Genomic DNA, 22,485 nt, shown 5'->3' with positions numbered 1-22,485 from the left:
CCATAATCGTGTTTATTAGTAGTAACCTAAAATTGTTACTTTTCATGATAGTAACGCTAAGGTGTTACTATTGCTACTAGTAGCCTAAAATTGTTACTTTTCATGATAGTAACGCTAAGGTGTTACCATTGCCACTAGTAACCTAAAATTGTTACTAGTAATCTAAAATGGTTACTTTTAATGATAGTAACTCTAAGGTGTTACTATTGCCGCTAGTAACCAAAAATGGTTACTTTTAATGATAGTAACTCTAAGGTGTTACTATTGCCACTAGTAACCAAAAATGGTTACTTTTTGTCTTAGTGACTAAAGACATTCATTGAGAAATGTTAATGATGTGATCTGTTTGGGATTCAGTTTTCCTCACGTTTTGATGACATAAAAAGGAGGTGAATATTGAGGTCATTAAAAAATTGTTGTTGAAATATAATATTGTTATTTAAGCTGTTGTTTTTAAATGGTTTACCTTAAATAACGCATCATAGTGTAAGTTGTACCTCAAGCTCAACTCCAACGAAGCTTTCTTCCCATTCCTCGAAGATCTCGCCGTCAGTGACCTACAACAACTCGCCGTCTGCGATACTAAAAATTGATCTTAGTCGGACGTGCAGCCACGCCCAAATTCACAGGAATTCACCGAAATTTTCCAGCACATGCGGGGCAGTAACCGTCGCCAGCATGGCCGTTCTCGCACATCCGTGTGCTCTACGGCATTAGTACATCCTGTACGTCGATGCTGGCGTCGAGCGCACAGGGATTGTGTTCACAGCGTGCCACTGAACTGCGTGTGCATGCGCCCACCGCAGGTGATTTAGCACATCGTGCAAAAAAGCAACGGATTTCTTAACAGATGAAATTGCCAACTTTCAAGCATACCCAATTCCCTTCGGCGCGCCGTAGTATTTCGCGACGTCGGGGCAGCGGTGTAACGGCCAAATTTACGAAAGGTGATAATGCCTTCTAACTTTTGCGAGATGGCAATTTGCATATGATGGACAGGCAAACAGATAATAGCTGGGCTAGCTAATTTTGCCTGCATCGGCTTTGATCTGTGTAATGCGACTAACGAAAAGGACAACTCATGAGTAAACAGCCAGAAACCACCGAATTTAGCCACTTTACTGTGTTAGGCGATGGTATTGTCGGCGAGTTACAAGATGGCTTTGTATGTCCGCGGGGCCCCGCGATTATGACGATGAAAACATGGGCGCTCAATGCGGATCAAAGCGCCGATATGCTGGATGTCATTGGCCGCCAGATTGGCTTTGAAATCATTGGCGACATCAAAATTTTTGCGACTGAACCTGAACAAGCGCCGAGTGACAAACCTTTTGGCTACGGGATTAATTTCACCCCTTATGATTATGAATAAACCGCGCGGTATTGATTGACGACTGATTACAGGGTCGAATACAAGCCCAATACGCCAACCACCACGGCAGCGAGACTGAACACCAACACCATACCTGCCAACATATCCTTGATATGGCCAATCTGCGGATGAATCTCTGGGTGGAGATGGTCAATCAGGCCTTCAACGGCGGAGTTGATTAATTCCGCCGCCCACACCAGCGCGATACACAACACAATCAGCGCCCACCAGATGGCACTGGGTTGGCGCCAGGCAAATACTGCGACGGCCAATATCGCCGCGGCAAGATGGCGGCGCATATTGTGTTCGGTTTTAACTGCGTAGATAAAACCGTTAATGGCGTAGCCCAACTTTTTGATAAACGACTGGTTTTTCACGGAGTCTACCGTTGCTTAATCTCAATAAGCTTAGAATGCCATATGCAGCTTAATACCGACAGCATCACCTTCTGAATACGCGGCAACCTGCACACCGTGAAAAGGCTCAGTGAAATAACGGGCATTGAGATAACCCACTAAAGCACCGGCGACCACATCTTTGGTGTAGTGACGATCTGAGTCAACCCGTGACCAGCCGACATAAGTGGCGGCGGCGTAGAAGGGGATGGACGTCTTCCAGCCATAACGTTGCTGCACATAGGTGGCGGCGGCGAATGAAATCGAGGTGTGACCGGAAGGAAAACTGTCGTTATCACTGCCATCGGGACGGCGTTCGTGAATCGTGTACTTCAGCAGTTCGGTGGTGAGGAAGGTGGCGCCAACGCCCCAATAAAGCTGATATTGACCTTCGCTATCGTCCTTCAGTTGGCTCAGACCCCATGCGGCGACGGGAATGGCCACTAGGCCGATATCGCCTGAGGTTTCTACGGTGGAAGCTGCCAGTGCGTTCTGAGTCAAAAAGGCGGTGGCACACAGCAAGGCGGCGTTGAGGGTTAGCGGCAAAGATTTCATCGCATTCCTATTATTTATTGTTGTTGATTAAGACAAAAGCGCTATGTCTGTATGAATGCAGCGCAACGAATATCGGCTCACGCTAGAGAGCAAAGATTAACAGTTAATTAAGCGTAATGAAAAAGTAACCTTTTGGTTGAAGGCATCAGCGCTGAGTTTGGCCGCGGCACTGGTGGTGTTTAACGAATGGCGTCGATAACCGAGAGCCGTCTTCATCTTAATTTCAGTTGCCTGATTTAGCGTGTTAAGCGCCAAATTTGTAAAATCGGGCAAGAAAATTACAGGAACATGCTATTGGATATTGGCAAATTCATTGACAATGTCAGTAGCTAAAATGATGTGGATATTCTGCACGGCGAGGCGTATGCACAATGCTGGAAACATGGCAGAACCTTGCCAGTTTTTGCTACTGCTAGCGGCGACGATAATGCGAATTGTGGTGGTTTAGCGTTAACGTTAAACAATAACAGACCTTATTTCATAAAGAATTAATCAATCAATGATTTATGACGTATAGGTGCAACACATGGCATCGCGGAAGATGACCAACCTGACTAAGGAGATTTTGAATGTGTGACGGTAAAGATCATGATCATAACCGAAGAAAAGTGATGAAATTCACCGGCGCTGTCGGTATGGGCGCTATGTTGGCCGGCCCAATGAACGTGTTTGCTAGTCCAGCCGCTGGCAACATTCAATCACGAGGCTACGCCGCCTTTGATGAATCAGGCAAGCTGAAACCGTGGAAATTTGAACGTCGTCCAGTCGGTGATAATGACGTACTGATCGACATTAAGTTCGCCAGTATCTGCCACTCTGATATTCACCAAGAGAAAGGTCACTGGGGCAAACAGAAATATCCGCAAGTACCGGGCCACGAAATCGTGGGTGTGGTGGCTGCCGTGGGTAAAAACGTCACTAAATTTAAAGTGGGCGACCGTGCTGGCGTAGGTTGTATGGTCGGTAACCACAACCATCATCACGACACCGATGAAGAGCAGTACAACCCAGACACCATCTTTACTTATGGCTATCCGGATGACCGCTCACCAACCGGTATTTCGCAAGGTGGCTATTCAAACAACATCGTCGTCGAAGAAAACTTTGTGATGCATGTGCCTGAAAACATCAGCTTTGAAGAAGCTGCGCCACTGATGTGTGCCGGTATCACGACTTATTCACCACTGATGCGTGCTGATATCAAGCCAGGTATGAAAGTGGGCATTGCCGGTATTGGTGGTTTGGGCCATATGGCGATTAAGTTTGCGGTATCGAAAGGTGCCGAAGTTTACGCGTTCACGACGTCGCCTTCTAAAGTGAAAGATATTTTGGCTTTCGGTGCAAAAGAAGCCGTGGTGGTAGACGACCTGAGCAAGCTGGGCGCATACAACGGCCAAATGGACTACTTGTTGAGCACTATTCCATATGACTTCAATGTGGCGGCCTACGCTGCGATAGTGAAGCCGTACGGTACTTTTACTCAGGTGGGCATGCCGATTAAGTCCGAAGTGACAGTGAATGCATTGTATCTGGCGTTCTCGCGCGTGAATTTTAATGCGTCTTTGATTGGTGGCATTAAAGAAACTCAAGAGATGGTGAACTACTGCGCGGCGAACAATATTCTGCCTAAGATCCAAAAGATCAAAGCAAATCAAATTAACGACGCGTGGGAAAGTGTTGTGAACAAGGAAGCGCGCTATCGTTACGTTATCGACGCGGCGACGTTCTAAGTTCAGATTGTGATAAGTATCTCAAGGGCGATATTCATTATCGCCCTTTGTTTTGCCTGTGGGGGATAGCTGGCTGACAGCAAGGGAACCCGTCTACACTTGGAATGACGCTGGCAATTGATGCCGATGTTATCGCCATTAAAATTACGCTCAGGACGGCGCACTAGGATAGTGGATCAGGAACGGATAGAGATAACCTTAGTTGTAATAGGATGACACTTATGCCACCTAAAGAACTCGTCGTGTTACTGGACGATGCATTCTCACCCATTGGTACGGCCGATAAAGCCACGCTCCACAACCACAACACGCCGCTGCACCTCGCATTTTCATGTTATGTGTTCAACTCGCAGCAGCAACTACTGCTCACCCGCCGAGCATTACACAAAATCGCCTGGCCGGGCGTCTGGAGCAACTCCTTTTGCGGTCATCCGCTGCCGGAGGAGGTATTCACAGCTGCGGTTGCGCGTAGAGCAGGTGATGAATTGGGATTAGCGTTGCAGCATATTCAGCCGATTTTTGATGAGTTTAGTTACTACGCTCGTGACAGCAACGGCATTGTCGAACATGAGTTTTGCCCGATTTTTGCCGCGCAGGCGGCAGGCGAGGTGAACGCGGTTGCGGCAGAGGTTGATCAATATCAGTGGGTCGATTTTGCGCGGCTGTTGCAGGCGGTTGAACATCAGGCATTTCTGTTTAGTCCGTGGATGGTGCAGCAACTACTGCATCCCAACATTGCGCGGGGCCTAAAGGATTATCAGGCACAAATTTAACGGTCGGCACTAACGTGTTTGGGCTGGCTAAATGGGTGGTTTTTTGCGGAATTCAGCAATAAAAAAACCACCCAAGCAACAAGGTCATCGCTAAATACGATAGCGATGGTTGCTGAGGTGGCTTGGCTAACGCTTGTGAGTGAGCGAACTACTTAGCCTTGCCGAGATACTCGGCATCGGTCACTTTGTCACCCCAAACCACGTTCTGGCCGTCTTTGCTGGCGGTGATCACCAGATGGGTCATCGGTGCATCTGGCGTTGCACCATGCCAGTGTTCAATATTCGGTGGACACCAGACACTATCACCAGCTTTAAACTTGATGATTTTGCCATCGCGGGTACCGGTAAGTGCGACACCTGAGGTCACAATCATATGTTGACCTGCTGGATGATAATGCCAAGCAGTGCGAGCGCCAGACTGGAAGGTGACATAAGCTCCTGAGTAATGGGCGGTATCGTTGGCGGGGAATATCATGTCGACCGATACATCACCGGTAAAGTATTTTTCAGGCCCTTTAAAATGACCTTGGGTGCCCGCTTGATAGAGTTCCTGACCCGTAGCTTTGGCGGGTTCTGCGGCGTTAGCAATGCCGTTAGCAGCGGTTAAAAAACCTGCGGCTAACAGTAGTGACGTCAGTTTGTGATTCATGTGATCTCCAGTTCTTTATTGGCACCAAGTGGATTGGCCATGCGATAAACAATGAGCTGCAGCATCAGCAAATGATGTGACTGCGTCCAGAAAGTATTAGCGTCACCATAATGAATGGCCAAGGTATTCACGAGATAAGATGCAGAATGGCGTCGTTATCACGTTATGCACGAGTGTTGCTGTGGATTTAACATAACGCATCCGCTATCCAGCAAGATGTAGACTCAGCATTTGGTTATATCACACCATAATACCCTGATAGACCAGTGTGATGACTAATGTTTATTATTCATTAATGTTATGAATTTGAATCATTTAAACCATGAGTCGGCTAATGTCAGCCGCAGATAATGTTACTTTTTAGAATGGTCACCAGCTGTTTCAAGGTTTGATGATAACTGTCCATATGCGCTTGCGCATCCCACGGACAAGTAGAGTCTTGGTACAGAAAAATACCAGCGGCGTTTTTTAAGCCGTCGACTAACGGCAGCTCGCTCAACTGCTCATAGCTCTGTTGAGACAGGCTGCACTGATATTCGGTATAGTCCACCCACTCATTAAAATCCCCAATGCCGAGCGGCTTATATTCGCGATTGACCAGAAACATACGCCCAGTGTTACTAAACGGCGTGATCGCGTAGGGCAGCAGCACTCTTACGTATTTTTTGAAATACGCAGAAGGCGATATTTTAATGGTGTTGTCTTTGTCGAGTAGATGGATAAGTGCGCCGTCGATGGTTCTGGCGAGGTGTTTTTCATGAGCCATATTTGCATCCATTCCAAATAGTCAGCGGAAAATTCACCCCATAACATCCGAGGTGTCGCGCGAAACTTGCCTGCGAGTCGTCATGCTTACAGGTGCCGAGCTAACTTCACTATAGCTGGCAAATGTAGAATAAAAAATAACCAGCCCACGAAATGTTTGTCGCGCTAAGCCCCGCAACTGCCGCAGCTTAATTGCGGAAATACTGATAAAACTCTGCGCCGCTCTAGGGCCGCAAAATTCGACGCTGTTAATGAGCCATTAACAAGCGTCAATAACAGCGTATACTATCCCTTTCAATAGGATAGGCGACTACAAAGAACATGGGTGTTGGCGTAATTGTTAATCAGATAATGGTGCTGTTTTTGCTGATGGGACTCGGTTACGGCCTCGCCAGATCTAAAATTTTAGATAAGTCCGCCTGTGATAAATTGACCTGGCTACTGTGTTACGTGGTGATGCCATGTCTGGTATTTAACGCCTTTCAAATTCCATACTCGCCTGAACTGTGGCACAACTTTATGCTGGTGGGCGGCCTGTCTTTTGGCATTCATATGCTGTTTATCGTGATGAGCAAACTGCTGCTCAATGGCAAAGCGTTGCAGCAACGCGGCATCGCCGAGCAGATGCAGTTTACCGCGGTCTATTCAAACTGTGGCTTTATGGGGTTGCCGTTTGTGGTGGCCTTGGTCGGCAGTAATGGCGCGTTTTACGGCTCCGTTTATATTGCCGTCAACGGCATTTTTGTGTGGACCCATGGCTTATTAACGCACTCTGGTCGGTTAGATCGCAGCGCATTAATCAAAGTGGTGTTAAACCCGAATACACTGGCGGCGATTGTGGGCTGCATCTTCTTCGTGCTGTCAGTGCATTTGCCAACCGCGTTGCATGATGCCATTGGTCATGTGGGGAAAATGAACACGGCGCTCGCCATGATTCTGGTCGGCGCCGCAATGGCGCCAGTGAGAATTGGTCGTATCTGGTTTAGCGGCATGGCGTGGATAAGCGTATTTATGCGGAATTTGCTGTTTCCTGGGGTTGTGTTACTGGCACTGCTGGCGCTCGGCATCAGCGGCGATATGCTGATTGTGGTCACCGCTTTGAGTGCTTGCCCGGTCGCCGGAATGTCGGTGATTTTTGCGCAGCTTACGGGCAAGAACACCGAATTTCCGGTCACCAGTTTGACCTTATCCACTATCGCCAGCTTAGCCACATTGCCATTAATGCTGACCTTGAGCACTTGGTAGTGGTACATAAGTTGCCGTCGGCAACGCCGAACGCAGTGAAACAGCATCAGTTTTCAGCCCCGCAGCACTGCTGCTGACCGTGATCGCCCCGGTGCGCAGATAGTCGCTTTGCACAAAAATAATGCCGCGGCCATTTTCGAGCTTGAGCGGATTCTCGCCCAATAACGTGCCGACGCCCTGCAGCGCAAACGTCACTTCGCTGTGATTGCTGGCGACCCAATGCCCTTGTTTATCCTGCGCCTCAACAATGACACGGGTGAGATCAGCGCCATCGGCCTGTAATTGTTTGTCGTCGACACTGAGCTTGAGTTGGCTGGCTGTGTTGGCGGAATAGACGCTATCTACCGCCACGATTTGTCCGTGAATACGTGCCTCAGCGCGCAGTTCGCCAGCGGCAAACGTGACGGGTACTTCAAGCAGCGGATGAGGCAGTTGTGTATAGAGGTTAGGTGTGAAAACCCCAAGCGATTTGCCATTGAGCCATAATTCGACCTCTTCCGCATTGGTGGCAATGGTGACCTTGTCGGGTGAGTCTTGGTTCCAGAAACTGGCAATTTTCACCATAGGCCCGTAGCGCGCCGGATCGCGCTGAGATTGATAAAAATAGGCCGCAAAACGGGGTAAGCGAAACAGATCATAGACGCCGCTATAAAAATTCTTGTGGGTGTTGTTGTAGTCAACTTCAGTGTTGTAATCCACATAACTCCAGCCGATAGCACCGAGGATATGTGGGTTAGCCAGCGCGTCGTTGCTGATGCGGGCAAACTCGTTCATATGCTCAACCCACGCTGCGTCACTGGCGTTGGGTAATACCAGTTTCCACTTGCAGTTAGTTTCGGTGATTAACCAAGGCATGCTGCGCGGCGGTTTTAAGTCGTGGGTGCCATCCCAACAGTTATAGTCGTTGTAACCATAAAAGCCGTTTTCGAGATACTCACCATCGGGATTTTCATTGGTGTGCACTCCATGAGTTTCACGGCTGGGATCTAGCTGCTGTGCCAGCCGATTGGTCGCTTGGTAAAAATCATGGTTATCGGCGGATTCATTGATGCGAACTCCCCAAGAGATGATGGCGCTATGGTTGCGATCACGGAGGATCATCGCTTCAAGATCGTTTAACGCCAGTTGCTGCCAAGCGCTATCGCCAATATGTTGCCAACCGGGCAGTTCCTCCAGTACCAGCAGGCCGATTTCATCGGCGCGATCTAAAAATGCTGGATCTTGTGGATAGTGAGACAGGCGCACGATGTTGAGCCCAAGCTCATATTTGAGTCGATCGGCATCGCGCACTTGCAGGCGATTTGGCACCGCTCGCCCAAGCCATGGCCATTGTTCGTGTCGATTAAGTCCTATCAGCGGCAATTTGTGCTGATTCAGGTAAAAGCCATCAGGGGCGAATTTGACACTGCGAAGTCCTAGGCGCGAGTGCTCGCTATCAATGAGCTTGCCATGCTGCAGCAGCGACAGCGTGGCGTGGTAAAGATAAGGGGCATCTACGTCCCACAGCTGTGGTGTCGTTATTTGGCTGAGCAGATCGGCGGTGGTTGTCGTTGGCGCAGCGCTGATTTGCAGCTCTTGCGTATTTTCGGCCACTAACTGCCCCGCGGCATCACGCAGTTCACTCCGCAGGGTCAACGATTGTGGATTACCTGTGGTATTGATGATGTTGCTGGAGGCGGCGACCTCAGCTTTTGTCTGTGTCAGCGACGTGGCACGCACAAAACTATGGTTTAAATACACAGGGCTAGTCAGCAGCATGTTGACATCACGAACGATACCACCGAATAGCATGTAGTCGACTTTGTCACCTTCGGGCGGAATGTCGCTATGTTTGGTGGCATCAACGCGCACCGCGACTAGGTTGTCCTGGGCACTGCCAAAGCGAACATAATCGGTCACATCGACAGTAAATTCGCTGTAAGCGCCTCTATGTTGCTGAATGTGATGACCATTAATAAACACATCGGCGACCGTCGCGACGCCTTCAAAATTGAGCAGTACCCGTTTTTGTTGGTAGCGCTCTGGCAGAGCAAAATGACGACGATACCAAGACACAAAGCGAAACGCGTCGGCATCAACATCTGCATGTTTGTCCATTAACTTATTGGCATGTGGCAGTGATACAGCTGTAAAGCGGCTTTCGGATAGCGCCGCTTGTTGGCCATTGGCAATATCGCCTGGGTAATAGAGCCAACCTGTGTTGAAGTTGAGCGTTATACGGTCGGACGTCGTTGCTTGGGCATCGCTGATAAACAATGCTGAGACAAGTACACAGGCGGCTACTAAGCGTAATACTGACATGACGTTTCCTTGTTGTTGAACCCGAGTGTGAGTATTAATTCTGCATAATTATCATACAAATATAAGAGGCGACAGTCATTGCGACCTAAGTGTGAGCGAAGCTGCTATTTATTGAAATTTAAGCGATTTGGCGAAGCGGGTGAACGCGCCATAAGTGCGTTTATAAGTTGTTAAACAAAGAAAATAAGCCCAAAAAAAGAGCGGCAATGCCGCTCTCTATTTATGCTGAATTCGCCTAATTGCAGCGAATGACTTTCGCGCTTAGCCAAGCCAAGCGTTGATTTTCTCTTCATCGCTAATCAACAGCGAGACAGTATCTTTTGCCGCGACTTCAATCGGCAACTCGCCGCTCATCAACACATCGTCGCGGAACCAATGCAGCGTGACGCTTTTCTGTTCCTGATAGAGTTGCAGGAATTGCTCAAATTGCGCGCCAGCTTGCAAGTTGTCAGCGGCAATCAATAAGTCTTTGGCACTCAAACCGGCTTTATGAGCAGGTGAGCCATTGGCAACGCTGACGATACGAATGCCCATGCCTTCAGCTTTGTATTTAGCGCCGAAGCCAACGTTGAGCCCTTCAGCTTCGCCCCCGCCTTGGTCACTGTTACTGCTGCTCGCGCGCAGTTTCAATTCCACGCCAAATTTGGCCAGTAGCTGCGCCAGCGGCAGGTCTTCTGCTTTATCAATCCAGGCAAATTCGGCGCTGGCATCGCGGCCCAGCAGTTCGCTATAAAGCTGCTGATGACTATCATCGTCAGTCCCAATCGCCTTTTGGCCAAAGCGTTGCCACAACAAGCGCATTAGATCGTCGAGCGTTTTTTCGCCGTTGGTTTCTAGGCGCAGCGTCAGATCCAGATAGAGGGCAAATAAACCGCCTTTGGTGTAGTAGCTGACGATGGCGTTGCCAGCGTTTTCATCCTGCTTGTAGAACTTGGTCCACGCATTAAAACTGGAATCGCTTAGGCTTTGCTGCAGTCGGCCAGTACCGCGATACACGCGGGTAAAGGTCTGGCTGAGCAGTTCTAAATAGCTTTGTTTATCCACCCGGCCACTACGATACGTCATCAAATCATCGTAGTACGAGGTAATGCCTTCGTAGGCCCACAACTGCGGCGTATAAGTTTCGCTTTCCAGTTGGTACGGAATAAACGCTTTCGGTTTGATGCGTTTGACGTTCCAGCTGTGGAAATACTCATGGCTGCAGAGGGTGAGATAGCTGCGATAGTCTTTATCTACCGGCGCATCCATCGATTTTGGTAGTTCGTTACGGGCGCAGTGCAGGGCCGTTGACGCGCGATGTTCCAGACCACCAAAGCCATTTTTCAGCACTTGCGTCATAAACAGATAACGTTCGAACGGTGCCGGGGTACCAAATAGCGTGATCTGGCTTTCGCAAATGGCGGTCAGATCTTTGAGTAAGCGCGGCATATGGCAGTGGTGACGGCCCGTGAGTACGACATCATGGCGTACACCGCAGGCTTCAAAGCTGCCAAGGGTAAAGGTGCCCATTTCCACCGGATGGTCAATCAGTTCGTCGTAATCGGCGGCGCGGAAACGGCCAAAGGCGAAATCATCCCCTTTAATACGTGGCAGTGTGGTGGCAACTTGCCAGTCACTGATATTATTCGGTGGCAGAATTTCAACTTCGTGCGGGTGATGTTCTTGGCCTCGCACGGCGAGAAATACGCTACTGCCATTGAAAAAACCATGGGTTTGATCGAGATGGGCGGTGCGCACCGACAGATCCCACGCGTAAATTTTGTAGCGTAAATGCAGTACATCGGCGTCGGATTCGATCAGCCAGCGCTGTTTGTCCAGTTGCTGAATTTGTAGCGGACGATTAATCTCATCTGAAGCGCGTAAGCCAATAATATTTTTGGCGAAATCGCGGATCATATAGCTGCCGGGTAACCAAGCTGGTAACCAGAATTCTTGTTGTTTTGCTGGCGCGTCAACGCGCATCGATACTTCAAATAAATGAGCCACCGGATCAACGGCGGTAATTTGATAACTGATCATTGGAATGCTTAATTTGAAGTGTGAGGAAGTGCTCAACATGCTGCCAAAAATCGCCTGTCACGGCAATCTGACCAGCAGAAATAAATCGCTTTTTCGGCAATCTGCTAGCGGTTGCTGTTTTATTGCGCATAAGTGTTCGCATCACTTTACAGCTTCTTGCTGGCGATTGAAGCTGTTATGTTAGTGATGAGGCGCATTCGCTTATCTATCAACGTATAATGAGCGCTGCAGAAATCTGCGCCGACGTTTCGTGATGACACAACTGCTACACTGTGTCACTGACATTGATAATCACCGGAGAGTGTAAAATGGCTGAAGAAACCCTGTTCAGTAAGATTGTCAGACGTGAAATCCCCGCTGATATCGTCTACCAAGATCACCTAGTGACTGCGTTTCGCGATATTGCAGCGCAAGCCCCCACGCACCTGTTAATTGTGCCTAACCATGTCATTCCCACCATCAATGATGTCAAAGCCTCAGACGAAGCTGCGCTTGGGCGCCTGTTTACGGTGGCGGCTAAGCTCGCTGCTGAGATGGGCATTGCCGAAGACGGTTTTCGCTTGATTGTGAACACCAACCAGCATGCTGGCCAAGAGGTGTTCCATGTGCATATGCATCTGCTCGGTGGTAAACCGTTAGGGCCGATGTTGAGTCGAAAAAAAGAGAACAATGAAGACAAATCCTGATTATTTTCCGATGACGGCGCTGGCCACACGTTTTGTGGAACAGTTGGCGCAGTGTCGCCGTCTCGGGCTTAAAGTGCACGAAGCCAGCGAGCATCACGTGTTGCTAGAGCTGCCGTATAACGAAGAGTTGATTGGTTACCCCGATACTGGTGTATTGCACGGTGGGGTGATCACCACCTTGATGGATACGGGCAGTGGCTGTGCCGTGGTCTGCGCTATTAAAGAGAAATTTGGCACCTTGGAAATCTCGCCGACGCTGGATTTGCGGGTCGATTATATGAAGCCCGCGCAACCGCATAAGCCGATATTTGGCATGGCCGAATGCTACCGTTTGTCATCTAGTGTCGCCTTTACCCGCGCCATTGCCTATCAGGATAGTGTGGATGATCCGATTGCTCATGCGGTGGGTTCGTTCATGCGCATCAGCCCGGAAATGATCGGTGATAGCTTCCGTAAGGCGTTGATGGGCGAGGAGGCGCAGTATGACTGAGCCGAAACAGCCGCTGACCGACGTAAAAACGCTGGTGGCACGGGTTGCTGAAACCAATGATTTTGCAGATCTTATCGGCCATGTGCCGTATGCCAAATTTATTGGCATGCAGGTTAATCGCTTTGGTGATGAGTTAGTGTTTCAACTGCCGGCCAATGACGACAACATTGGTAACCCTGTGTTGCCTGCGTTGCATGGCGGAGTGATTGCCGGCTTTATGGAGATGTCGGCGATTATCCAACTGATGGTGTTTATGCAAACCAGCAAAGTACCTAAGGTGGTGGATTTTTCTATCGACTATCTGCGTGCCGGTTACCATAAAGACAGTTTTGCTGAATGCCACATTACCCGTCAGGGGCGCCGTGTGGCCAACGTGCATATTGAATGCTGGCAAACCAGTCGTAAGCAACTGATTGCCACCGCGCGGGCGCACTTTTTGATTGAGTAATTCAAGCAAGCGCCGTTGAGCTGACAGCGTAAAAAGGCCGATATCGTATCGGCCTTTTTTCGTACTACCCGCTTGTTTCTGCTGTTATTCGGCGTTGGCCTTCAGGCTAAGCTGTTTCGGTTTATGGCTATCCGGCAGCAGTCGCAATACTAATGCTGCTAACGATGTCAGTAACGCAAATGCCACTACACCTAGCCAACCAAAGGCGGTATACAGTTGGCTGGCGGCATAACTGCCAGCGGTCATACCGATAAACACACCGACAAGTAGCAACGCATTACCGCGTGCCATCGCCGCTGGTGCAGTGTTATAGATAATGGTCTGATGGGAAATCAGTGCTATCTGAACCCCTAAATCAAAGCTGACAGTCAATACCGCCAACAGCGCCAGATAGGCTGGCATCGGCAGGCTGAAAACCGGCACCAGCATCACCACAAAACTCACACTGACGAATAGGGCGCCGACTCGCGCTAATTTATGCGGGCCATAACGGTCGGCAAGTTTCCCCACTGCCGGGGCAACCAGCGCGCCGGCAGCGCCAGCTAAACCAAATAGCCCGGCCGCACTGCTGCCAAGATGAAATGCCTGACTCAGCATCAGCGCCAATGTGGTCCAAAAGGCACTGAAACCCGCATTTAATAGCCCTTGCGAAAGCGCCGCCTTTTGAATTGCCGGTTGATCTTTCAGTAGCCGCCACATCGAGCGATATACCTCTGCGGCTGACAACTGACTTTGCGGCGCAGTAGCAGGCAGGGCGCGCCACAGTAAAATCGTCAGCAGCAGCACAGCAACGGCAGCGGTCCAATAAACGCCGCGCCAACCAATGATATCGCCAAGTAAGCCACTCACCACTCGCGACAGTAAAATGCCGCTAAGCAGACCGGTCATGACTAAGCCGACGACTCGGCCTCGTTCATTTGCTGGAGCAAGGTGCGCGGCGGTTGGAATAATATCCTGCGCCATAGACGCTGTGATTCCGACAATCAGGCTGGCGCCAAGCAATAGCGGTAAGCCGTGGCTGGCGGCCGTAAGCGCCAATGCAGCGGTAAGAGCTAAGCCTTTGACGACAATGACCTTGCGGCGGTCAAATTTGTCTCCAAGCGGGACTAACAGCAGTAAACCGAGGGCATAACCGGCTTGCGTTAGTGTGGGTAAGGCGCCGATCTGCTGGGCACTGACAGACAGTGATTGTGCGAACAATGGCAATAATGGATGGCTGTAATAGAGCGCCGCGACTGCGACACCACAGGCAATAGAGAGTAATAGCATTAGCGGCATCGACAACTGCGCTGGCGCTTGGGGGATTTTAGGCTGCATGGTGAGTATCCTTTTATGTGTCTCAACTGAGCGCTATTGTTTGCTATGTATAACTGGTGTTGTAGATGGCTTATTTGAACAATTGATATACGTAATGCGTATATGTGGCGTTATACTCTGACCATTGAAGGATGATGCTGACATCGATGAGTGGCGTTGCTGGCGATTGAGGAGAGATATCATGGCGTTAACCACAGTACCTGATCGGGTCGAATTGATGCGTACCTTAGTGCGTATCGTAGAAGCTGGCTCGCTCTCGGCCGCGGCGCGACAACTCGATACCACGCAGCCCACGGTTAGCCGTCGCTTAAAGGCGTTGGAGCAACAACTTGGTATTCGGCTTATCAATCGCACCACCCACCAGTTTCGCTTAACTGAGGTTGGCGAGCGTTACTATCAAGGCGCGCGTGAGTTGCTTGAACGTTGGGATCGTTTCGATAGTGAACTGACCGGTACCCTGCGTGAACCTGAAGGCACCTTACGTGTGATCGCACCACATGCTTTTGGACAAGATGCTTTGGTAGGACCGCTGGCGGGCTTTATGCGGCGCTATCCGCGACTAAGTGTTGAATGGTTACTGCATGATGATCGCGCTATTCACGATTTTATTGCCGAAGATATTGATTGTGCTATCCAAGTAGGTGAAGTGAGTGACGCCAATATGGTGGCGATCAAAATTGCTGAAGTCCCGCGCATACTGGTGGCTGCCCCTGAGGTGGTCGCGGACGCTGGCGCTTTGCAGCATCCTCGCCAACTGGAAAACCGACCTTGGTTGGCGTTACAAACTTTCTATCGTCGGCAATTAACACTGCAGCATCTAAAGCCGCAAACGACATTTACCTTGAATCTAACACCACGTTTTTTTACCGATAGTTTGTATGCGTTACGCAGTGCTGCGGTTAATGGTTTGGGTTTTTGTGTCGGCTCGGAATGGTTGTTGGCGCAAGATGTCAGCGCCGGACGACTGCAACCTGTGCTCACTGACTGGCAGATTGAACCGCTGCCAGTGTATTTGATCCATCCCTATGCGCGTTTTTATCCTGCAAAACTGCGGTTGTTTGTGGATGAAATGCGACAGCAGATGCCGATGATTATCAACAAGTTAACTGGACGTTAGCATTAGCAGAACGAATGTCAGCCATGCAGGCAATAAAAAACCGCGGTTAATGCCGCGGTTTTGCACAGTCGTATCTGACAGATAGCAGTTACATTGCCTGAGTTGCGATAACTGGGCGAGTCAGTTCTGCCGTCGTTAACGCTCTTACTGGCACGCCAAAACTGGTGATTGCTGGCAAGGTGCAGTTATGGTGCTGACGAATAAACTCGCCACTGCTATGTGGCTTGTTATCGGTAGTATGAGCATCGGCAACCAAATCGACAGCGTAGCCGAGTGCTGCTGAACGACGTACCGTAGTATCAACACAAAACTCGGTGGCGTAACCACAGATGACCAAATGATCAATATCATGTTGATCGAGAAGTGGTTTCAAAATGGTGTTTTGAAAAGCGTCTGGCGTGCATTTTTGCACGAATTGATCTGCCGGCTGTACCACTAAATCCTGTTGTAAGCGCCATGCATCGCTACCCGCGATGACTTGCGCATTTTGATGCTGAATAAATACCACTGGAGCACCAGAGGCACGAGCCCATTCAGTGACAGCGTTAATGTTGTTGATGGTTGCAGCAGCGTCATATGGCAGTGTTTCCTGCTCAAAAAAGGCACGTTGCACATCGATTACCAATACTGCAGTTTTCATTGTCTTTCCTTACAAAGTCAAAATTGATCAAGCTGAAATCATCGTGCTGGGCCGAGTGTCAGGCTGGGGAGGCTGAATGATTTGCCAGATAGGGCAATTAAACATAAGGAAAATGGCATAGCGAAACGTTGACGTTGGTCAAAATGTGACGCTTTAGTAACTAACTTTCAAAATGTCACAGTGGCTGTCGCCTTACTGCAGTCGGCTTTGGAAAGTTATTAGTTATAAAACCTAAACTGAATATAACTTTTTTCGTTCATCGGTGAAGTGCCACCATGCCAGAGGGGCTTCGCCATCGGCAAAGCTCACCACTGACATCAGAACGTCCAGCACACACGGATCTTGGCGTACACCGGTGAGTTCACATAGCTTGAGATAGAGTTGATATGGGTCTTGGCCTTGCAGTTGCGAGGGCTGCTCAATACCCAGCAAGCGCAGATCTTCAGCCGTTGCTTTGCCCACATTCGGCAGGTCGGTGAGCTGCGTGACATTTGCGCGTATTACCTTGGCGGGATTCATTATCTTTCACCTTTGTTTAAAACTTACTCAATTAGCAAGTCGTGCCTATGGCAACCTAAGCCGCAGAATTCTGTTTAGCGGCCATTTACACCAAGGGCAAGCTGATGGTTGCCACCAATCCGTGCGGGCGATTTGACTGCAATTGTAACTGGCCGCCATAGTTAGCGACCAATGATTGGGTGATGGACAACCCTAGGCCAACATTGGCGCTGTCGGTATCGCGCGCATCATCCAATCGGGTAAAGGGTTTGAGTACTTCCTGCAGTTTATCTTCAGGAATGCCAACACCATTGTCGGCAATACTCAATTGCAACTGTTCGTCGTCGCTGGCGACACAGATACGAATCTCGGCATCGCTTCCCGCATGCTGAATGGCATTGTTGATCAGGTTTTCGGTCATACGGCGCAGTGCCAATGGGGCAACATTACCGACGAGTCCCGGCTGACACTGATACTGCAGCGGTACATTTTTGTCGCCATACTCATCGACAATGGTTTGCAGCAGACTGTCGATATTGGTGTTTTGTCTTGGCTCTTGCTCAGCATCATTTTTGGCAAAACGTAAGGTGGCTGTGAGCATTTTGTCCATGGTTTCAACCGTGCGCAGCGCCTGCTGCTGATCTTCGCTCGGTTCTATAAATTCCAGTCGTAAGCGCAGGCTAGTCAGTGGCGTACGTAAGTCATGCGATATTGCCGCCAGCAGCTTAGTGCGCTCTTTAATGTAATCGGTAAGTTGTTGCTGCATGTTGTTAAAGGCGCTGATGGCGGGCACTAAGTCCTGCGGCGCTTGTGTGCTGACTTTATGGACTTGTTTACTTGTGGCAAACGATTGTGCCGCTTTGCCGAGTTCGGCTATCGGCTGCAACGCCTTGCGGGTGATCAGCAGGGCAATAAACACGGTTAACAGCATTACGCTGATAAGGGCGATCAACACGCTGGTTGACCAATGAGTAATATCGTTTTCGATGCCGGAAGAGAAGTTCAGCCACTTGCCGTTAGCGAGCTGTACTGAGCCATCGACCGTGGCGCTATAGCTGAGGCGCTGACCACGATGCCGCGGCGAAAATCTTTGGTTCATCATGCTGGTTTGGCTATCGCTGCCCATCATGTTGCGGTGCATGGCGTTCATGGCACGTAAATCCATCAACGGCCGTTCAGCTTGCGATACCAGCAGAATATGCGCCTGTTCAATACCCGCGGCTTTTAGCCGAGATAACAGTTTGCGCGATAGACCATCGTTACTGGTTTGCTGGGCAACGCGCGGTGCATTCGACAACGACAACTGCAAATCTGAACTACTGCTGGCTGTTAAAATGGTGTCATGCAGCGTCGGTTCTGTTTGTGCGAGTGTGTCTGCTACTGAAATCACCCGCTGCACTGCTGCAAATACTGACAGTTGGCTGAGCCGCTGCGACTTATCATAAGACAGTAAAAACAGCGTCAGCAAAAAGCTCAGTACAAAGCCGAGTAAAATCACCAGTCCAATCTGATGGATCAGTTTTTGCCTTTGATACCAGCTAAACATGGTTAACCTCGCAACTAAATTGATAGCCGCCGCCCCAGATGGTCTTAATGAGTTTGGGTTGTTTAGGATCTTGCTCGATTTTTTTACGCAGGCGACTAATCAAGGTATCTATGGCCCGATCATAAACATCGGCGCCACGACCTTGGATCAGTTTCAGCAGATCATCACGGCTTAATACCACATTCGGGTGTGAGAGAAACGCCATTAGGGTGGTGAATTCAGTTGAGGTCAGGGTGACTAACGCTTGGGCCGGGTCACGCAGTTCGCGGCTGGTAACATTTAACTGCCAGCCCGCAAATTGATAATGACTTGGCGCTGAGCCTGCGTTTTCTTCAATATTGGGAATGGCAAAGTGGCGGCGTAAGACCGATTTGATGCGTGCCAGCAGTTCGCGCGGGTTAAACGGCTTGGGAATGTAATCGTCGGCGCCCACTTCCAACCCGATAATGCGGTCCACATCTTCGGTTAAGGCGGTCAGCATAATAATGGGGATATTGCTGTTCGCGCGAATTTCACGGCACAGGGTGACGCCATCTTTGCCGGGGAGCATCAGGTCAAGAATGATCAAATCGAAGCGTTGGGCGTTTAGCTGCTTGAACATCTCCACACCATCGGCGGCGGTGACAACCCGCAGCCCATGTTGCTGCAAAAAGCGCTGCACTAAGTCCCGAATATCTTTGTGATCATCAACCACTAATATCTGGTAAGCCCGTTCCATATCAAAACCTTACATACCTCTGTTGCTAACTACTATATACAGATTGCATAAAAAAGTGTGGCAAAGTTTGTCAATCTTGGTGTTTGCCATGCTTTGTCAGAAAAGAAGGGATTTGCGACAAACCTTTCACGGTAATTATTGCTGTAATACATACGAACACAGTGAAAGGAGAACCGATATGAAAACCTTAATTACCGCAGCACTTTTTGTTACTGCTCTGACTGCATCTGCCGGCGCCTTTGCTGTTGCTGACAATATGCCCGCTAACCGTAGTGCCACCACCGTGGATTGCCCTCGTAATCAAGCAATGCAAAACATGCGTCATGATCCGCAAGCAATGCAGCAGTGGCGCGAGAAAATGCATAACGATCCTCAGGCGCGTCAGCAATGGCATCAAAAAATGCATGCGCGATTTGCCGAGGGGCATCGTGGCATGCACCATGGCAAATTCCATCGTGGTCAGCAATGTCCACAAGGCCGCCATTACGGCAAGATGGGACGTCATATGGGCGCAGGCATGGGCTGGAACAGTGCCGCGCAGCGCTAGTCGTCTGAGTGCCAATATATCTCTAGAAAACAGCGCAATATGCGCTGTTTTTTTATGGGGTTTCAACACCAATGCTGGCGAGTGCTTGCTGATTTGCGCTGTGAATCGCCGTCTTCAACGCTTCGAGTAGCAATTTAAGTGCGAGTGGCTGGTGTAATCGACTGCGATAAATGCCATAAATCCCCAACGGTTGGGGTTGGTACTCGGTCATCAATGCCGTCAGTTGTCCCTTTGCGATATAGGGGGCAGCATCCAGTATCGGCAACATGGCAATACCAGCGTCATTCAGCACTGCATCGAGTAAAATGGAAGATTCATTGACGCTGAGATTGCCTTGGATGTCGGCGTGAATAGGCGTGCCATCAGGCGCATTAAACTGCCAGAAACCATGGGCAAAATTGCTGTAATGCAAACAGTTGTGCTGGATGAGCTGCGCAGGCGACTGCGGCGTACCATATTCGGCAAGGTAGCGTTGGCTGGCGCACAACACCGAATAACAATCCCCTAGGCGCCTGGCAATAATATTGGGGTCGAGTTCGTTAGTGACTCTGATGGCCAAATCAATTCTATCGGCGACAAGATTGACGTTTTGGTTGCTGATCTGCACTTCCACTTTGAGCGCAGGATGCTGGTTTAAAAATGTCTGCAACAAGGGATTTAAAATCCGCTTGGTGGTGAAGTGGGCGCAGGAAATTCGCAGCGTGCCCGCGACAGTTTGTTGCAGTTCGGTCTGACTGATGCCATCTGCCACTTGTAACAGTGCCTGAGTTTGTAGCAATAGCTGCTCGCCCGCAGGCGTAAGGCTTAACTTGCGCGACGAACGGTGCAGTAAGCGGGTGCCGGCCCAATCTTCCATTTCGGCCAAATAGCGGCTAATCATCGGTCGCGACATTCCCATCGCCCGCGAGGCAGCGCTTAAACTGCCGAGCTCGCAAATGCGATTAAACACCTGTGCTGCAGTGATCCTATCCATTCATCTGCTCGATTTATGAAACAAACTATGTCTCATTATGAGGATTTTGTTTCTCAAAGTGAAACTTAAAATAGACGCATAGATTGAACACCGGAGATTTCCTCATGAGTACTGCAACAGAATTTACCTTGCATTGGATTATCGACCCACTATGTGGTTGGAGTTATGGCGCACTACCGCTGTTGCAGGCGACTGCTGATGCGTGGCCTGCGCAAAACCAATTGCATGCTGGTGGTTTGTTTATGGGGTATAGCCGTCGGCGTATTGATGCCGACTGGCATCTGCATGTACGTGACCATGATGCCCGTATCGCGCAGCTGACAGGCGCAACGTTTGGTGACCAGTATCGAGAGCAGTTGTGCCGCGATCAATCCGTGGTGTTGGACTCATTGCCGGCCAGCGCTGTAATGCTGGAGTTGCAGCATTTCAGTGCGTCAGACGCATTAGCGTTTCTGAGTGCTGCGCAACACGCTTGGTATGTTGAAGGTAAAGACATTACCCAGACAGCGGTGCTTGAAGATATCGCCGCAAATCTGGCGATATCGAATGACATGTGGCAGCAGCTCAGTAGCAAGGCTGCCAGTGAGTCTGCCGCCAAGGCGATTGAGCAGACCCGGCAACTGATGGCACAGACAGGTGCGCAAGGATTTCCAAGTTTATTAGTGCAACGTGGCGAGCAGTTTATCAATGTACCAGTGAACCGCTTTTATGGTGAGCCCGCCGCCTTAGTCAACCAACTTAAACAAGCGCTGAGTGCATAACGGCTTTCAGCCGCAAAACAGGAGTACAAGATGAAACGTTTTATCAAATCTTGGCTGGCCGCCAGCGCCGTGTTGTTGGCAAGTCTGAGTAGTCTAGTGAATGCTGCGGAGCTGCAGTTGCAAACGTATAATCCGCAGCAGCAGGGCATTTTTCCGATCAGTTCGACGCTGATCACCGGGCCACACGAAGCGATGCTCGTGGATGCACAGTTCAGCATCAAAGATGGGGAAAAGCTGGTTGAGCTCATCAAACAAAGCGGTAAGCAACTGACAACGATTTTGATCACTTGTGGCGATCCAGATTTTTACTTTGGTTTGCAACCGATTGTGGCGGCGTTTCCTCATGCTAAAGTGATTGCCACGCAAAAGGTTGTTGATCATATCAACGCCACCAAAGCGGCTAAAATCGCTTACTGGGGCCCGATATTAAAAGACGGTGCGCCAACGCAAATTATCGTACCTCAGGCGACCGATAGTCGTGTTTTTAAGGTCGATGGCGAGGCAGTTGAATTACATAAGGCTAATGATTACGCAGCGTTTCTGTGGATTCCGCAAACCCGCACAATCTTAGGTGGTGTTGGTGTCGTGTATGGTCAACATGTGTGGACTGCCGATACCCAAAGTGTGGCGGCAAGACAAGGTTGGCGTGACGATATTGATGCAATGTTGGCGCTGAACCCTGCCAAAGTGATCCCCGGACACTATATTGCGCAAATGCCGAGTGGCACCACCGCGCTGACGTTTACCAAACAATATCTGCAAACCTTTGATGATGTATTGCAAACCGCTAAAGGTTCAGCGGCCGTGATTGCGGCAATGAAATCACAATATCCTGCGATTGCCGGTGAGCAATCACTGGAGATGAGTGCCAAAGTGAATACTGGTGAAATGACGTGGTAAGCTGGTAATTCGATTGAAAGTGTTAATAAAAAAGCGCGTC

23 protein-coding genes are annotated in these 22,485 nt (G+C 49.6%); 11 read left to right on the top strand and 12 right to left on the bottom strand.

Annotated features, from left to right (window positions below; translation table 11 throughout):
• Positions 1–1,081: 1,081 nt before the first annotated feature.
• On the top strand, positions 1,082–1,372 hold the full coding sequence (locus HR45_RS19555; RefSeq protein WP_052074512.1) for a hypothetical protein: 291 nt from the start codon (positions 1,082–1,084) through the stop codon (positions 1,370–1,372).
• A gap of 26 nt (positions 1,373–1,398) precedes the next feature.
• Here HR45_RS19555 and HR45_RS05000 read toward each other — a convergent pair whose 3' ends face one another.
• Together HR45_RS05000 and HR45_RS04995 are read right to left on the bottom strand one after the other, a co-directional pair.
• Positions 1,399–1,749: a diacylglycerol kinase gene (locus HR45_RS05000; RefSeq protein ID WP_037440214.1), complete on the bottom strand. Its 351-nt coding sequence runs from the start codon at positions 1,747–1,749 to the stop codon at positions 1,399–1,401.
• A gap of 30 nt (positions 1,750–1,779) precedes the next feature.
• On the bottom strand, positions 1,780–2,322 hold the full coding sequence (locus HR45_RS04995; RefSeq protein ID WP_052074511.1) for a phosphatase PAP2 family protein: 543 nt from the start codon (positions 2,320–2,322) through the stop codon (positions 1,780–1,782).
• A gap of 569 nt (positions 2,323–2,891) precedes the next feature.
• Between HR45_RS04995 and HR45_RS04990 the strand changes: the two genes are divergently transcribed.
• Together HR45_RS04990 and idi are read left to right on the top strand one after the other, a co-directional pair.
• Positions 2,892–4,052 (top strand): NAD(P)-dependent alcohol dehydrogenase, encoded by a 1,161-nt coding sequence (locus HR45_RS04990; protein ID WP_037440213.1) that lies wholly within the window; start codon positions 2,892–2,894, stop codon positions 4,050–4,052.
• Positions 4,053–4,273: 221 nt separating this feature from the next.
• Entirely contained in the window at positions 4,274–4,825 is a 552-nt protein-coding gene (gene idi / locus HR45_RS04985; protein ID WP_037440211.1) for an isopentenyl-diphosphate Delta-isomerase, read from the top strand.
• 148 nt (positions 4,826–4,973) lie between these two features.
• On the opposite strand, the gene HR45_RS04980 is transcribed toward idi, so the two are convergent.
• Both HR45_RS04980 and HR45_RS04975 read right to left on the bottom strand, forming a co-directional pair.
• A complete protein-coding gene (locus HR45_RS04980) occupies positions 4,974–5,474 on the bottom strand; it encodes a (R)-mandelonitrile lyase (protein ID WP_052074510.1) in 501 nt (166 codons plus the stop codon).
• 337 nt (positions 5,475–5,811) lie between these two features.
• Positions 5,812–6,240, bottom strand: a complete 429-nt coding sequence (locus tag HR45_RS04975) for a hypothetical protein (RefSeq protein ID WP_037440209.1) — start codon at positions 6,238–6,240, stop codon at positions 5,812–5,814.
• 320 nt (positions 6,241–6,560) lie between these two features.
• Between HR45_RS04975 and HR45_RS04970 the strand changes: the two genes are divergently transcribed.
• Positions 6,561–7,484, top strand: coding sequence for an AEC family transporter (locus HR45_RS04970; protein WP_037440207.1), 924 nt, complete (start codon positions 6,561–6,563; stop codon positions 7,482–7,484).
• On the opposite strand, the gene HR45_RS04965 is transcribed toward HR45_RS04970, so the two are convergent.
• Both HR45_RS04965 and HR45_RS04960 read right to left on the bottom strand, forming a co-directional pair.
• Positions 7,458–9,785 carry a glycoside hydrolase family 2 protein gene (locus HR45_RS04965; RefSeq protein ID WP_052074509.1) on the bottom strand — a complete coding sequence of 776 codons (2,328 nt, stop codon included), beginning with the start codon at positions 9,783–9,785 and terminating at the stop codon, positions 7,458–7,460. The genes HR45_RS04970 and HR45_RS04965 overlap by 27 nt on opposite strands.
• 261 nt (positions 9,786–10,046) lie before the next feature.
• A complete protein-coding gene (locus HR45_RS04960) occupies positions 10,047–11,804 on the bottom strand; it encodes a M61 family metallopeptidase (protein ID WP_037440205.1) in 1,758 nt (585 codons plus the stop codon).
• Positions 11,805–12,112: 308 nt separating this feature from the next.
• Between HR45_RS04960 and hinT the strand changes: the two genes are divergently transcribed.
• The 3 genes from hinT to HR45_RS04945 are packed head-to-tail and all read left to right on the top strand — an operon-like array spanning position 12,113 to position 13,428.
• Positions 12,113–12,490, top strand: a complete 378-nt coding sequence (hinT, locus tag HR45_RS04955; protein WP_037440203.1) for a purine nucleoside phosphoramidase — start codon at positions 12,113–12,115, stop codon at positions 12,488–12,490.
• Positions 12,474–12,980 (top strand): PaaI family thioesterase, encoded by a 507-nt coding sequence (locus tag HR45_RS04950; RefSeq protein WP_037440201.1) that lies wholly within the window; start codon positions 12,474–12,476, stop codon positions 12,978–12,980. Before hinT ends, HR45_RS04950 begins: the two co-directional genes overlap by 17 nt.
• Positions 12,973–13,428, top strand: a complete 456-nt coding sequence (locus HR45_RS04945) for a PaaI family thioesterase (protein ID WP_037440199.1) — start codon at positions 12,973–12,975, stop codon at positions 13,426–13,428. Before HR45_RS04950 ends, HR45_RS04945 begins: the two co-directional genes overlap by 8 nt.
• Positions 13,429–13,512: 84 nt before the next feature.
• Here HR45_RS04945 and HR45_RS04940 read toward each other — a convergent pair whose 3' ends face one another.
• The gene (locus tag HR45_RS04940) at positions 13,513–14,745 is read right to left on the bottom strand and encodes an MFS transporter (RefSeq protein ID WP_052074508.1); all 1,233 of its coding nucleotides are present in this window, start codon (positions 14,743–14,745) and stop codon (positions 13,513–13,515) included.
• Between the two features lie 181 nt (positions 14,746–14,926).
• Here HR45_RS04940 and HR45_RS04935 point away from each other — a divergent pair, with 181 nt between their 5' ends.
• Positions 14,927–15,862 carry a LysR family transcriptional regulator gene (locus HR45_RS04935; RefSeq protein ID WP_037440197.1) on the top strand — a complete coding sequence of 312 codons (936 nt, stop codon included), beginning with the start codon at positions 14,927–14,929 and terminating at the stop codon, positions 15,860–15,862.
• 88 nt (positions 15,863–15,950) lie between these two features.
• On the opposite strand, the gene HR45_RS04930 is transcribed toward HR45_RS04935, so the two are convergent.
• From HR45_RS04930 to HR45_RS04915, 4 genes are all read right to left on the bottom strand, one after another.
• Complete coding sequence (locus HR45_RS04930; RefSeq protein ID WP_037440195.1) at positions 15,951–16,502, bottom strand: isochorismatase family protein; 552 nt, start codon at positions 16,500–16,502, stop codon at positions 15,951–15,953.
• Positions 16,503–16,733: 231 nt separating this feature from the next.
• The gene (locus HR45_RS04925) at positions 16,734–17,021 is read right to left on the bottom strand and encodes a helix-hairpin-helix domain-containing protein (RefSeq protein ID WP_037440193.1); all 288 of its coding nucleotides are present in this window, start codon (positions 17,019–17,021) and stop codon (positions 16,734–16,736) included.
• 85 nt (positions 17,022–17,106) lie between these two features.
• Complete coding sequence (locus tag HR45_RS04920) at positions 17,107–18,546, bottom strand: sensor histidine kinase (RefSeq protein WP_037440191.1); 1,440 nt, start codon at positions 18,544–18,546, stop codon at positions 17,107–17,109.
• Entirely contained in the window at positions 18,539–19,264 is a 726-nt protein-coding gene (locus tag HR45_RS04915) for a response regulator (protein ID WP_037440189.1), read from the bottom strand. Before HR45_RS04915 ends, HR45_RS04920 begins: the two co-directional genes overlap by 8 nt.
• Before the next feature lie 178 nt (positions 19,265–19,442).
• Here HR45_RS04915 and HR45_RS04910 point away from each other — a divergent pair, with 178 nt between their 5' ends.
• Positions 19,443–19,811, top strand: coding sequence for a hypothetical protein (locus tag HR45_RS04910; RefSeq protein ID WP_037440187.1), 369 nt, complete (start codon positions 19,443–19,445; stop codon positions 19,809–19,811).
• 52 nt (positions 19,812–19,863) lie between these two features.
• Here HR45_RS04910 and HR45_RS04905 read toward each other — a convergent pair whose 3' ends face one another.
• Positions 19,864–20,784 (bottom strand): LysR family transcriptional regulator, encoded by a 921-nt coding sequence (locus HR45_RS04905; protein WP_037440186.1) that lies wholly within the window; start codon positions 20,782–20,784, stop codon positions 19,864–19,866.
• Between the two features lie 104 nt (positions 20,785–20,888).
• Here HR45_RS04905 and HR45_RS04900 point away from each other — a divergent pair, with 104 nt between their 5' ends.
• Complete coding sequence (locus HR45_RS04900) at positions 20,889–21,545, top strand: DsbA family protein (protein WP_037440184.1); 657 nt, start codon at positions 20,889–20,891, stop codon at positions 21,543–21,545.
• 30 nt (positions 21,546–21,575) lie between these two features.
• A complete protein-coding gene (locus HR45_RS04895; RefSeq protein ID WP_037440182.1) occupies positions 21,576–22,445 on the top strand; it encodes a Vmh family MBL fold metallo-hydrolase in 870 nt (289 codons plus the stop codon).
• Positions 22,446–22,485 lie beyond the last annotated feature (40 nt).

The organism is Shewanella mangrovi, from assembly GCF_000753795.1.
Classification (GTDB): domain Bacteria; phylum Pseudomonadota; class Gammaproteobacteria; order Enterobacterales; family Shewanellaceae; genus Shewanella; species Shewanella mangrovi.
This window is presented reverse-complemented; position numbering and strand designations above follow the sequence as displayed.

Bases quoted from the DNA above. Each gene is read 5' to 3' on its own strand.
- HR45_RS04900 (WP_037440184.1), top strand. From the start codon at position 20,889: ATGAGTACTGCAACAGAATTTACCTTGCATTGGATTATCGACCCACTA.
- HR45_RS04915 (WP_037440189.1), bottom strand. From the start codon at position 19,264: ATGGAACGGGCTTACCAGATATTAGTGGTTGATGATCACAAAGATATT.
- HR45_RS04975 (WP_037440209.1), bottom strand. From the start codon at position 6,240: ATGGCTCATGAAAAACACCTCGCCAGAACCATCGACGGCGCACTTATC.
- HR45_RS04895 (WP_037440182.1), top strand. From the start codon at position 21,576: ATGAAACGTTTTATCAAATCTTGGCTGGCCGCCAGCGCCGTGTTGTTG.
- hinT (WP_037440203.1), top strand. From the start codon at position 12,113: ATGGCTGAAGAAACCCTGTTCAGTAAGATTGTCAGACGTGAAATCCCC.
- HR45_RS04960 (WP_037440205.1), bottom strand. From the start codon at position 11,804: ATGATCAGTTATCAAATTACCGCCGTTGATCCGGTGGCTCATTTATTT.
- HR45_RS04910 (WP_037440187.1), top strand. From the start codon at position 19,443: ATGAAAACCTTAATTACCGCAGCACTTTTTGTTACTGCTCTGACTGCA.
- HR45_RS04940 (WP_052074508.1), bottom strand. From the start codon at position 14,745: ATGCAGCCTAAAATCCCCCAAGCGCCAGCGCAGTTGTCGATGCCGCTA.
- HR45_RS04925 (WP_037440193.1), bottom strand. From the start codon at position 17,021: ATGAATCCCGCCAAGGTAATACGCGCAAATGTCACGCAGCTCACCGAC.
- idi (WP_037440211.1), top strand. From the start codon at position 4,274: ATGCCACCTAAAGAACTCGTCGTGTTACTGGACGATGCATTCTCACCC.
- HR45_RS04945 (WP_037440199.1), top strand. From the start codon at position 12,973: ATGACTGAGCCGAAACAGCCGCTGACCGACGTAAAAACGCTGGTGGCA.
- HR45_RS04970 (WP_037440207.1), top strand. From the start codon at position 6,561: ATGGGTGTTGGCGTAATTGTTAATCAGATAATGGTGCTGTTTTTGCTG.
- HR45_RS04930 (WP_037440195.1), bottom strand. From the start codon at position 16,502: ATGAAAACTGCAGTATTGGTAATCGATGTGCAACGTGCCTTTTTTGAG.
- HR45_RS04980 (WP_052074510.1), bottom strand. From the start codon at position 5,474: ATGAATCACAAACTGACGTCACTACTGTTAGCCGCAGGTTTTTTAACC.
- HR45_RS04950 (WP_037440201.1), top strand. From the start codon at position 12,474: ATGAAGACAAATCCTGATTATTTTCCGATGACGGCGCTGGCCACACGT.
- HR45_RS04990 (WP_037440213.1), top strand. From the start codon at position 2,892: ATGTGTGACGGTAAAGATCATGATCATAACCGAAGAAAAGTGATGAAA.
- HR45_RS04965 (WP_052074509.1), bottom strand. From the start codon at position 9,785: ATGTCAGTATTACGCTTAGTAGCCGCCTGTGTACTTGTCTCAGCATTG.
- HR45_RS04995 (WP_052074511.1), bottom strand. From the start codon at position 2,322: ATGAAATCTTTGCCGCTAACCCTCAACGCCGCCTTGCTGTGTGCCACC.
- HR45_RS04935 (WP_037440197.1), top strand. From the start codon at position 14,927: ATGGCGTTAACCACAGTACCTGATCGGGTCGAATTGATGCGTACCTTA.
- HR45_RS04905 (WP_037440186.1), bottom strand. From the start codon at position 20,784: ATGGATAGGATCACTGCAGCACAGGTGTTTAATCGCATTTGCGAGCTC.
- HR45_RS04920 (WP_037440191.1), bottom strand. From the start codon at position 18,546: ATGTTTAGCTGGTATCAAAGGCAAAAACTGATCCATCAGATTGGACTG.
- HR45_RS19555 (WP_052074512.1), top strand. From the start codon at position 1,082: ATGAGTAAACAGCCAGAAACCACCGAATTTAGCCACTTTACTGTGTTA.